Source organism: Agromyces sp. NDB4Y10, from assembly GCF_001620055.1.
Lineage (GTDB): Bacteria > Actinomycetota > Actinomycetes > Actinomycetales > Microbacteriaceae > Agromyces > Agromyces indicus.
The window spans coordinates 1-10766 of sequence record NZ_LQGY01000023.1 but is presented as its reverse complement, the minus strand read 5'-3'; the positions used below and the strand labels follow the sequence as shown (position 1 = coordinate 10766).

Sequence of the window (10766 nt, the reverse complement as noted above, 5' to 3'; positions counted from 1 at the left end):
AAGGGTCGGCTTCCGCGCCGGGGAGGCGTGGCCCGACCCGGCCGCCCGGGCGGCATCCGTCGTCGACGCCGCGGCGCCCGGCGGGGCCGGCCGGTGAGGCGCGCCCCGCGGCAGATCCCCACCGCGGCCGAGTGGGCGCGCACGCTCCCGCGCGGGGCGCGCGTGCCGTGGTCGGAGCTCGAGGCGCACGTGCTGCGCGAGCACCCGGCCGTGCTCCGCCTGATGGGGCCTGCGGCAGCCGGCGTGCGCGCTTCGCGACCCGGGTTCCGCGCGATGCTCGGCGTCGGCATCGTCCTCGGCGGGGTCGTCCTGCTCGCGATCGTCTGGGCGCCGATCTGGGGGCTCGCGACGCTGTCGGGCGACGCGTTCGGCGTGCGCGACGTCGACGGCGCCGTTGCCGTCCCCGTCGCGGGCGTCTCGCTCCTCGTCGCGGCGGTGCTCCAGCTCGGGCTCCTGGTCCGCGCCCTGCGCGGGCGACCGGATGCCGCGGGCATCGGGGGCGGCACCGCCGTGCTCGCCGTCCTCATCGGGATCGGCACGGCGCTCGTGGGCGCTCGCCAGGACGTGCCCGCCTGGACCGCGTGGGTCGGCCTCGCGGCGGCCGTCGCCGCGCTGGGCCTGGCGAACGTCGTCCTCGCCCGTGTGCTCCCCCACCGGACCGCCCCGCCGCGGCCGCGTGATGCCGCATCCCCCGGCGACCGTCTCGACCGCGACCGCGCCCTCGACGAGGCGATCGCGGCGCTCCCCGAGGCGGAGCGCACGCGACTCCTCGACGACCGTCGGCGTGCGATCGAGTGGTTGCGCCTCCAGGGCACGGTGAGCCCCGACGAGGCCGCGCGCGCGATGCGCGCCCCGCTCGGCCGACTCGGGGCCTCGACCTGACCGGCGGGCCGTGCCACGATGCAGGCGTGGCATCCCGCATCGAGTTCGAACGCGACGTGTTCTCGCCGACCGGGCTGACCCTGCTCGTCGACGGGGCCGCGCAGTCGCACGTCGACGCGGCCGACCCGACGCGCCTCTTCTTCGAGTACGTGCGACGCATCGGCCACGTCGTCGACGCGATCGCCGACCCGGGGGCGCCCATCGCGGTGCTCCACCTCGGTGGCGGCGCGATGAGCCTCGCCCGGTACGTCGAGGCGACGCGACCCGATTCGACGCAGGTCGTCGTCGAGGCCGACCCGCGCGTCGTCGAGCTCGTCGCCGAGCGGATGCCGCTGCCCGGGCAGGCGCGCATCGACGTGGTCGTCGCCGACGCGCGCGACGCCGTCGCACGGCTCGCCGCCGACGGCGCCCGCTTCGACCTCGTCATCGTCGACCTCTACACGAGGCTGGACGCGCCCGCCTTCGTCGACGGTCCGGAGTTCCTCGGGGCGTGCCTCGAGCGGCTCGCACCCGGTGGCGTGCTCGTCGTGAACGTCGCCGACGCCGCGGGCGGGACGCGCCTGGCCGCGCAGGCGCGGGCCCTCGCCCGGGCCGACCCCGCCGCCGCGCTGCTCGTCGCGGGCGATCCGGCGGTGCTGTCCGGCGCCGAGGAGGGGAACGCGGTGCTCGTCGCGGGCCCGTCCATGCCCGAGCGGGTCCGGGAGCGGCTCCGCGACGCCGGTCCGTTCCCGGCCGAGCTGCTCGAGGGGGCGCGCCTCGACGTCGTGCTGTGGGGCGCGTGCTGAGCGAGCGGCGGTAGCGTGGCATCCGTGCCGGAACTGGAACGACGCCTCGCCGTGAGCGGCCACGTCGCGCGCCTCGAGGAGTCGCGCACGCGCCCCGGCGCGTGGACGCTCTACGTCGACGGCACCCCGCAGTCGCACGTCGACCTCGAGGACCCCGAGTGGCTCGGGTTCGAGTACGTGCGGCGGATCGGCCACGCGATCGACCTCGTGCGCCCGGCGGGCGAGCCCATCACGGCCGTGCACCTGGGCGGCGGGGCGTTCACCCTGCCGCGGTACGTCATCGCGACGCGCCCCGGTTCGCGCCAGCAGGTCATCGAGCTCGAGTCCGACCTCGTCGACCTCGTGCGCGAGCGGCTGCCGCTGCCGCGCGGGGCGCAGCTGCGCGTTCGGCACGGCGATGCGCGCGAGGTGCTCGCGAAGCTGCCCGCGGGACTCACCGGCACGGTCGACGTCGTCGTGGTCGACATCTTCTCGGGCGCGCGGACGCCCGCGCACGTGACGAGCGCCGAGTTCCACTCGCTCATCGCCCCGCGGCTCGCCCCGGGCGGCATCGTGGTCGTGAACGTCGCCGACGGCGCCGGGCTCGCGTTCGCCCGGTCCCAGGCGGCGACCCTGGCCCACGTCCACGAGCACGTCGCGATCGCCGCCGACACCGGCATGCTGAAGGGCCGGCGCTTCGGCAACGTCGTCATGTACGCCTCGGCCGACCCGCTGCCGTTCGACGCGTTGCCCCGTCGCCTCGCGAGCGACCCGGCCCCTGCGAAGCTCGTCGAGGGCGAGGAGCTCACGCGCTTCATCGCGGGCGCGCCGGTGGTGACGGATGCCACGGCGATCCCGTCCCCGCCGCCGTCCCGCTCGGTCTTCGTCTCGAAGCGGTAGAGCGGGGCGGCCCCCAGCGGCCGCCCCGCCCGGGCGGACGAGGGGGCTCGAGTCCCCTCGTCCGCCGCAGCGGCCCGGTCGATCGACGTCCCCCGATCCGACCCCGGGCCGCGGTCTCAGCGCACGGTGCGCACGGCGCTCGGTGCCGACTCGTTCCACACCCGGTCGAGCGCGGTGACCGCGTACGAGTAGGTGCGCCCCGGCTCGGCCGCGGCGTCCGTCCACGTCTGGCGCACCCCGTCGACCGCGCGCAGGGTGGCGACGAGCGCGGTCGCGTCCTCGACGTCGACCGGACCGTCGCCCGCCACGCGGTACACCGCGAAGGAGGTCGCGCGCACGGAGCCCGGGGCGGCGTCGTTCCACGCGAGGCGCACGCCCCCGTCGGTGCGCGAGACGTTCGCGAGCACGGGCGGTCGCACGGCCGTCGCGGGCAGCCACTCCATGGCGGGCACGATCGCGGGGTGCGCGTAGTGCCGTTCGCGGACGAGGCTCATCGAGCCCTTGGGGTCGGCCGGGATGTGGTTGGCCGAGAAGTACACGTTGCCGTGCACGGGCGTGCCGGCCGCGTCGATCTCGCGATCGAAGTCGAGGTGGTTCGCGAGCTCGGCGGGGTCGGTGAAGACGCCCGAGGTGACCTTGTAGAGCGCCTCGCCGATGTACAGGTGCGTGCCGGACTCCGCCGCGAGGTCGGCCCACCAGGGCACGAGCTTCAGGTAGTCGGCGACGGCGAGCCCGAACTGCCAGTAGATCTGCGGGTTGATGTAGTCGAGCCAGCCCTCGAGCACCCATCGGCGGGTGTCGGCGTACTGGTTGTCGTACGACTGCGAGCCCGCGGTCTCCGAGCCCGCCGGGTCGGTGGCGCGGTTGCGCCAGATGCCGAAGGGGCTGATCCCGAACTTCACCCAGGGCTTGGCCTGCTTGATGCGCTCGGAGATCGTCCGCACGAACGCGTCGACGTTGTGGCGACGCCAGTCGGCGATGTCGGTGAAGCCGCCGCCGTGGGTGGCGAAGGTCGCGGCATCCGGGATCGTCTGCCCGGCCACGGGGTACGGGTAGAAGTAGTCGTCGAAGTGCACGCCGTCGAGGTCGTAGTGCTCGACCGAGTGCAGGATGGCGCGCTGGATGTGCTCCTGCGCCTCCGGCAGGCCCGGGTCGAAGTAGAGCTTGCCGCCGTAGGCCCAGACCCATTCGGGGTGCTGCCTGGCCGGGTGCTCGGGGACGAGCTTGGCGGGGTCGGCCTGCATCGAGACGCGGTACGGGTTGTACCAGGCGTGGAACTCGAGGTTGCGCGCGTGCGCCTCGTCGATCATGAAGGCGAGCGGGTCGTAGCCGGGGTCCTGTCCCTGGACGCCCGTGAGGTACTGCGACCACGGCTCGAGCGGGCTCGGCCAGAAGGCGTCGGCGGTCGGTCGCACCTGCACGAAGACCGCGTTGAGCCGGAACTGCTCGGCGACGTCGAGCCAGCGCAGGAACTCGGCGCGCTGCTGGTCGGCGGAGAGGCCGGTGCGCGAGGGCCAGTCGATGTTCACGACCGACGAGATCCACATCGCGCGGAGCTCGCGCTTGCGCGGGGCGAAGGCGGCGCCCTCGGCGGCGTGCGCCGTCGAGGTCGGCGCGGCCATGGTGCCGATGGTGACGGTGAAGGCCGAGGCGGCCGCGCCCGCGACGGCGAGCGTGAGGAAGCCGCGCCGGTCGACGCCGACGGCGGGCTCGGCGGGCTTGGCGGGTTCGGGAGTGCGGAAGGGCGTCATCGATCCTCCGGGTAGGGACGGAAATTACTTCCAGTCACTATGCCCGAGTTGACGAACAATTTCCAGACTCATCTCGCGTGACGGAACCGCAGCTCCTGACCCGGCCGCGCCTGGGCGAGCCGATCGAGCGAGGCGGGCTCCACGATCGCGACCACCGGGTACCCGCCCGTGACCGGGCGGTCGGCGAGCAGCACCGTCGGCACGCCCGCCCCCGTCACCTGGATGCCGCCGGCGACCGTCGGCTCGCTCGGCAGCTCGTCGACGACGGCGCGCGCGAGCGCGGGCCCCTCCAGTCGCGCTCCGATCCGGTCGGCCGACGCCGACAGCCGCCACGGGGATTCGTAGAGCGCGGCGAGCGCGACGTCCGTCACCCAGTCGGCCCGCGGCCCGGGCAGCAGGCCCAGGGTCACGGGGCCCGCCGGCGGCGGGTAGGCGGCGTCCTCGTCGAGCAGGGGCACGGATGCCGCAGGCTCGGCGCCCACGCGCAACACGCGCCCGGCGCGCACGGGCTCGGGCCCCAGCCCGGCCAGCGTGTCGCGGCTCCGGGAGCCGAGCACGGGCGGCTCGTCGATGCCGCCTCGCACCGCGAGCAGGTACCGGAGGCCCCGCTCGGCGGTTCCCAGCTCGAGCACCTCCCCCGCGCGGACTCGATGCGCGCGGTACGGCCACGCCGGCCGGCCGCCCACGTGCATCGGCCCCCAGGCGCCCGCCACCGCGACCCACGCATCGGCGTCGAGCACCGCACGGAACCCGCCGAGCACCACCTCGAGCCCCGCCGCGTCGTCCGGGTTGCCGACGAGCCGGTTCGCGAGCGCGAGCGCGCCGCGATCGAGAGCCCCCGACCCGGCCACGCCGAGGTGCGCCAGCCCGGGCCTGCCCAGGTCCTGGACGAGCACCGACCCCGCCGCCTCGACGCGGAGCGCGGTCACGGTCCGACCGCCCGGAATCGCACGGTGCGGCCGGGTGCGAGGAGCGCCGGCGGGTCGGCGCGCGGGTCCCACAGCGTGGCATCCGTTCGCCCCACCAGGCGCCAGCCGCCCGGGCTCTCGCGGGGGTAGGCGCCCGAGAAGCCCGCGGCGAGCCCCACCGCACCCGCCGGAACGCGCGTGCGGGCCACGTCGAGGCGCGGCACGTCGAAGGGCCAGTCGTCGGCCATGAGGTACGCGAAGCCCGGAGCGAAGCCGATGAACGCGACCCGCCACTCGGTCGCCACGTGCCGACCCACGAGCGCCTCGGGCGAGAGTCCGAGGAGGTCGGCGGTGTCGGCGAGGTCGTCGCCGCGGTAGTCCACCTCGACCACCACGGCCGGTCCGTGCGAGCCGGAGGCGGCCGCGGCCCGCGCGTCGTCGGGCGACTCGGCGACGCGGCGCACCCAGTTCGCCGCGGTGTCGACGGGCAGGCTCGCGGGATCGACGACGACGAGCAGGGTGCGCGCCGCCGGCACGAGTTCCACGACTCCGTCGGGAGCCGATGCGGCGAGCGCCTCGCGCAGCGCGATCACGTCGGCCGCCGACGGCACCTCGACGAGCAGCGCCCCCGGTCCGGAGGGCAGGAGGCGCACCCGGCCGGTCATGCGAACGGACGCAGCTCGTGACCCGCGGCGTCGAGCGCGGCCCGGACGGCGCGCGCCAGGCCGACCGCCCCGGGGGTGTCGCCGTGCAGGCACAGCGAGTCCGGCTCGAGTTCGACCCGGCTCCCGTCGTGGGCCGCGACCCCGCCCGTCTCGACGAGCTCGAGTGCGCGGTCGACGGCGGCGGACGGATCGTGCACGAGCGCACCGGGATGCGTGCGCGGCACGAGCCGGCCGTCGGCGAGGTAGCCGCGGTCGATGAACGCCTCGCGGGCGTAGCGGATGCCGGTCTCCCCCGCCGCGCGCTCGAGTTCGCCCGCGGGCGGCCCCAGCACCACGATCGCCGGATCGAACGCGGCGAGCGCCTCGAGGACCGCGACGGCGGCGGCCCGGTCGGCGTCGAGCCGGTGGTAGAGCGCGCCGTGCGCCTTGACGTACCGCACCGCGGTGCCGGCGGTGCGCGCGACCGCCGCGAGCGCCCCGAGTTGGTAGACGACCTCGGCGGCCGCCTCCTCGGGGGTCACCGCGAGCTCGCGCCGCCCGAACCCGGCGCGGTCGCGGTAGCCGGGGTGGGCTCCGAGGGCGACGCCGTGCTCGACGGCGAGGCGGGCGCTCCGCGCCATCGTCAGCGGGTCGCCCGCGTGGAATCCGCAGGCGACGTTGGCGCTCGTGACGAGGGCGAACATCGCGTCGTCGTCGCCCATGCGCCACGCGCCGTACCCCTCGCCGAGGTCGGCGTTCAGGTCGATGGCCCGCTCCATGCTCCCATTCTGCCGTCGCGTCGCGCAGACTGGACCGGGGAGGTGGCATGCGCGCACGGGTTCTCGCGGCGGCGACGTCGGTCGTGCTGCTCGCGGGGTGCGCGCCGGGCCCCGGCTCGGGGCCGGTGGTCAATTCGCCCTCGGCGACCTCGGTCCCCTCGCCCACCGAACCGGCGCCCACCAGCCCGCCGGCGGTGGCCCCGACGGGCGCGCCCGAGGTGATCGCGGAGGGGCTCGAGGCGCCGTGGTCGGTGGTGCGCCTGCCCGACGGCGGCGTGCTCGTCAGCGAGCGCGACTCGGGCCGCATCGTCGAGGTGCTCGAGGACGGCACGCTCCGCGAGGCGGGCGTGGTCGAGGGCGTCGCGGTCGGCGGCGAGGGCGGCCTGCTCGGCCTCGCGCACCGGCCGGGCGACGCCGACGACGCCGCATCGCTGTACGCCTACTTCACGTCCGATTCCGACAACCGGGTGGTGCGGATGCCGCTCACCGGCGTCACCGGCGAACTCGGCCTCGGCCGGGCCGAGCCGGTGCTCACGGGCATCCCCCGGGCAGGCAACCACAACGGCGGCCGGCTCGCGTTCGGCCCGGACGGCCTGCTGTACGTCACGACGGGCGACGCAGGCGACCGGGACTCCTCGCAGGACCTCGAGTCGCTCGGCGGCAAGATCCTCCGCATGACGCCCGAGGGCGAGCCGGCGCCGGACAACCCGTTCGACTCGCTCGTCTGGTCGTTCGGCCACCGCAACGTCCAGGGCATCGCGTGGGATGCCGCCGGCGGCATGTGGGCGGCGGAGTTCGGCCAGAACACGTGGGACGAGCTGAACCGGATCGTGCCGGGCGGGAACTACGGCTGGCCGGAGGTCGAGGGCCGCGCCGACGAGGCCCGGTTCACCGACCCGGCCGTCCAATGGCCCACGGGCGAGGCCAGCCCGAGCGGCATCGCGGTCGTGGGCGACACGGTCGTGGTCGCCGCGCTCCGGGGCGAACGGCTCTGGTGGGCCTCCCCCGCGATCACGTCGCCGACCGACGTCGTCGACACGTACGCCGGCGAGTACGGACGGTTCCGCGACGTCATCGCCGGACCCGACGGCGAGCTCTGGGCCCTCACCAACAACACCGACGGACGCGGCTCGCCGCGCGAGGGCGACGACCGGCTGCTGCGCATCCGGGTGTCCGATACGGACTGAACGCCCCCGCACGCGGCGCCGCCGAAATCGGTGGCGATCGCGGAGGTCGGCGCTATTGTCGTTCGCATGGCGGATCTCCGACGCGTTCGGGTCTGGGCAGAGGCGCTCATCGCCCTGCACCTCGACCCGTCCGTGTGGTCGTTCGAGTTCGACAACGCGAAGAAGCGCGCCGGGCTGTGCAACTACTCCGAGAAGCGCATCTCGGTCTCCCGCTACCTGGCCGCGCGGTACGACGACGACGAGATCCACCAGATCCTGCTCCACGAGGTCGCGCACGCGATCGCCGGGCCGCGCGCCGGGCACGGTCCGAAGTGGGCGCGCACCGCCGCCTCCCTCGGCTACGTCGGGCGCCGCACCCACGACGGCGCGGTCGCCGACGAGCTCGCCCCGTGGGTCGGCCACTGCCCGTCCGGCCACGAGCACTACCGGTACCGGGCTCCGTCCCGGCCGCTCAGCTGCGGGCTGTGCCGACGCGGCTTCGACCGCGCCAACCTCATCGTGTGGCGCCGCCGCGAGATCACGGGTGCGATGCGGCGCGCGGCGGCGAGTGCCGCCGCCGAGTAGCCCGGGGCGCGGAGCGGATCGTCGGCCGACGCATGCGCGGCGCGGCATCCGTCACCGCCTCGGGGAGCAACGGGCCCGGCCGAACGGGTAGGTTGGTGCGGTGCCAGTCTCGACCGTCTCGATCCCAGTCGGCCAGTGGTTCACCGACGACAGCGGCCGGTGGTGGTTCGACTCCGGCTCGTTCGCGCTCGACTTCGCCTACACCGGCAGCCTGCCCGTCGCCGTCGCACCCGAGCGCCTCCACGCGCCCGACGACCTCAGCGCGTGGATGCGAGAGCGGTTCCCGATGGCCGTCGGCACCGCGCGGTCGCGCGACCTGTTCGACGCGGTCGCGCTGCGCGACGCGATCGCCCGCCTCGCCCTCGCGGCCGGGCGCGGCGAGCAGCTCCGCCCGGCCGACGTCGACGTCGTGAACCTCTACGCGGCCACGCCCGACATCCCGCCGACGCTCGACGGCGGCTCGCGCCAGGCCGGTCGCTCCGTGCAGACGGTCGCCCAGGCGCTCTCGACGATCGCGCGCGACGCGGTCGACTGCTTCGGCGCGGCGAACGACGGCCGGGTCCGCGTGTGCGCGGGCGACTGCGGCATCGTCTACCTCGACACCTCGCGCGCGGCGAGCCGCCGCTGGTGCTCCATGCAGCGGTGCGGCAACCGGGCGAAGGTGCGCGCGCACCGCGCCCGCAAGTCGGGCAAGGTGCAGCTGACGGCGGCCTAGGCCGGCGCGCCCGCGCGGGCGACGCGCACGCTCGCCGACGCATCGCGAGCGGCCTCGCGTCGCAGCGACGCCGGGTCGACGCCCTCCTCGATCGCGTGGCGCCCCTCGGCCGACGCGGTCGCGAGGTGCGCCACGGCCCGGCGCAGCCCGGCGTACGCGGCGGAGGCCACGGCGGCCTCGGGCGACGTGTCGTCGATGCCGAGCTCGATGAGCGCGTCGATGACGGCGCCGGCGGCGAGCACGTCGTCGGCGGCGAACCCGCCGTCGGCTCGGCCCGCCGCGACGATCGCGAGGTACGCCCGGCGTCCCAGGCGCTCCTGCTCGGCGAGGATCCACGCGGCGGCGGCCGCCGCATCGCGGAGGTTCGCGGCGAGTACCGCGGCGTGGTCGGGGGCCGCGTCGAGCACCGCCCGCGGCACGATCGGCGCGTCGGCCGGCGAGTCGGCTGCGGCATCCGTCGTCTGGTCGACCCAGACGACCACGTGCACGCCGTCGGCGATGCGGTGCACGGCGTCGGGGCCCTGGTCGAACCGCACCTGGTACTTCGCCTGCGCTGCGGGCGCGGCCGGGGTCGTCTCGCTCACCGCGACAGGCTACGCGACGGCGGCGCTCGTAGGGTGGGTGCATGACCTCGCATGTCGACGCCCGACCCGTCACGATCATCACCGGCGGCGGCCGCGGCATCGGCGCCGCGATCGCCGAGCGCCTGGCCGCCGAGGGCCACGACCTCGTCCTCACGTACCGCGAGCGCCGCGACGACGCCGAACGCGTGGCCGACGGATGCCGCGCCGCGGGCGCGCGCGTCGAGGTGCTGCCACTCGACCAGGCCGACCTCGACGCGTGCGCCGAGCTCGTGCCCGAGGCCGTCCGCCGCTTCGGCCGGGTCACCGGGCTGGTCAACAACGCCGGGATCACCGGTCGCATCGGGCCGTTCCTCGACGGGTCGATCGAGGAGGCCGAGCTGGTGCTCCGCATCAACGTGCTCGCGCCGATGGCGCTGTGCCGGTCGGCGATCGCGCACATGTCGACCGAGCGCGGGGGCGCGGGCGGGTCGATCGTGAACATCTCGTCGGGCGCAGCCACGCACGGCGCACCCGACACCTACATCCCCTACGCGGCGAGCAAGGCCGCCCTGAACACGATGACGCTCGGCCTCGGCAAGGAGTTCGCCCGCTCGGGCGTGCGCGTGAACACCGTTTCGCCGGGCACGACGCGCACCGAGATCCACGCGGCGGCCGGCCGGCCGAACGCACCCGACGAGCGCGCGGGCGGCATCCCGATGGGCCGCCCGGGCGAGCCGCACGAGATCGCGGGCGCGGTCGCCTACCTGCTGTCGGATGACGCGTCGTACGTCACCGCGACCGACATCCGCATCTCGGGCGGGAAGTAGTCGCTCGCGACGGATGCCGCGGCGGCACCTCAGCGGTGCAGGGCGGCGTAGTGCGCGAGCGCCTCGGCGTCGCTCGCCCGGGCGGCCGCACGCCGGGCGGCGTCGAGCGCCTCGACCGGATCGGCCTCGCGCCGGGCGATCCCGAGCTGGCGCTCGGCCTCCGCGAGGCGCGTGCGGGCATCGGCGCCGGCGAAGGCGCGGGCGCGCTCCATGGCGGCGCGGGCGACCGCGATCTGGCTCTCGGCGATGGCGATCGCGCCCGGCAGCGCTCCGCGCGCGCCC

General features: G+C 75.8%; 12 protein-coding genes and 1 pseudogene. 7 read left to right on the top strand and 6 right to left on the bottom strand.

The window, feature by feature from the left end; all coding sequences use genetic code 11:
• Positions 1–93: 93 nt before the first annotated feature.
• The 3 genes from AVP42_RS05795 to AVP42_RS05785 are packed head-to-tail and all read left to right on the top strand — an operon-like array spanning position 94 to position 2546.
• A complete protein-coding gene (locus AVP42_RS05795; protein WP_157356743.1) occupies positions 94–882 on the top strand; it encodes a hypothetical protein in 789 nt (262 codons plus the stop codon).
• 26 nt (positions 883–908) lie between these two features.
• Positions 909–1667: a spermidine synthase gene (locus AVP42_RS05790; protein WP_067947023.1), complete on the top strand. Its 759-nt coding sequence runs from the start codon at positions 909–911 to the stop codon at positions 1665–1667.
• Between the two features lie 24 nt (positions 1668–1691).
• Positions 1692–2546: a spermidine synthase gene (locus AVP42_RS05785; RefSeq protein ID WP_082847036.1), complete on the top strand. Its 855-nt coding sequence runs from the start codon at positions 1692–1694 to the stop codon at positions 2544–2546.
• Positions 2547–2662: 116 nt separating this feature from the next.
• Here the strand turns inward: AVP42_RS05785 and AVP42_RS05780 are convergent, their stop codons facing one another.
• The 4 genes from AVP42_RS05780 to AVP42_RS05765 all read right to left on the bottom strand — a co-directional run bounded on the left by AVP42_RS05780 (position 2663) and on the right by AVP42_RS05765 (position 6628).
• On the bottom strand, positions 2663–4297 hold the full coding sequence (locus AVP42_RS05780; RefSeq protein WP_067947020.1) for a glycoside hydrolase family 10 protein: 1635 nt from the start codon (positions 4295–4297) through the stop codon (positions 2663–2665).
• A gap of 68 nt (positions 4298–4365) precedes the next feature.
• Positions 4366–5226 carry a biotin-dependent carboxyltransferase family protein gene (locus AVP42_RS05775; protein ID WP_067947028.1) on the bottom strand — a complete coding sequence of 287 codons (861 nt, stop codon included), beginning with the start codon at positions 5224–5226 and terminating at the stop codon, positions 4366–4368.
• Positions 5223–5858 (bottom strand): allophanate hydrolase subunit 1, encoded by a 636-nt coding sequence (locus AVP42_RS05770; RefSeq protein WP_231878553.1) that lies wholly within the window; start codon positions 5856–5858, stop codon positions 5223–5225. The genes AVP42_RS05775 and AVP42_RS05770 overlap by 4 nt, the downstream gene beginning before the upstream one ends.
• Positions 5859–5866: 8 nt before the next feature.
• On the bottom strand, positions 5867–6628 hold the full coding sequence (locus tag AVP42_RS05765) for a LamB/YcsF family protein (RefSeq protein WP_067947015.1): 762 nt from the start codon (positions 6626–6628) through the stop codon (positions 5867–5869).
• 47 nt (positions 6629–6675) lie between these two features.
• Here AVP42_RS05765 and AVP42_RS05760 point away from each other — a divergent pair, with 47 nt between their 5' ends.
• From AVP42_RS05760 to AVP42_RS05750, 3 genes are all read left to right on the top strand, one after another.
• Complete coding sequence (locus AVP42_RS05760; RefSeq protein ID WP_157356742.1) at positions 6676–7815, top strand: sorbosone dehydrogenase family protein; 1140 nt, start codon at positions 6676–6678, stop codon at positions 7813–7815.
• 66 nt (positions 7816–7881) lie between these two features.
• A complete protein-coding gene (locus tag AVP42_RS05755) occupies positions 7882–8379 on the top strand; it encodes a SprT-like domain-containing protein (protein WP_067947011.1) in 498 nt (165 codons plus the stop codon).
• A 100-nt stretch (positions 8380–8479) separates the two neighbouring features.
• Positions 8480–9094, top strand: coding sequence for an ABATE domain-containing protein (locus AVP42_RS05750; protein ID WP_067947009.1), 615 nt, complete (start codon positions 8480–8482; stop codon positions 9092–9094).
• Here the strand turns inward: AVP42_RS05750 and AVP42_RS05745 are convergent.
• The gene (locus AVP42_RS05745; protein ID WP_067947007.1) at positions 9091–9678 is read right to left on the bottom strand and encodes a 2-phosphosulfolactate phosphatase; all 588 of its coding nucleotides are present in this window, start codon (positions 9676–9678) and stop codon (positions 9091–9093) included. The two genes, AVP42_RS05750 and AVP42_RS05745, sit on opposite strands and share 4 nt — an antisense overlap.
• Before the next feature lie 41 nt (positions 9679–9719).
• Between AVP42_RS05745 and AVP42_RS05740 the strand changes: the two genes are divergently transcribed.
• Positions 9720–10484 (top strand): SDR family NAD(P)-dependent oxidoreductase, encoded by a 765-nt coding sequence (locus tag AVP42_RS05740; protein WP_067947005.1) that lies wholly within the window; start codon positions 9720–9722, stop codon positions 10482–10484.
• A gap of 29 nt (positions 10485–10513) precedes the next feature.
• Here AVP42_RS05740 and AVP42_RS16640 read toward each other — a convergent pair.
• Positions 10514–10766: pseudogene (locus tag AVP42_RS16640) on the bottom strand (hypothetical protein); the annotation flags it as partial.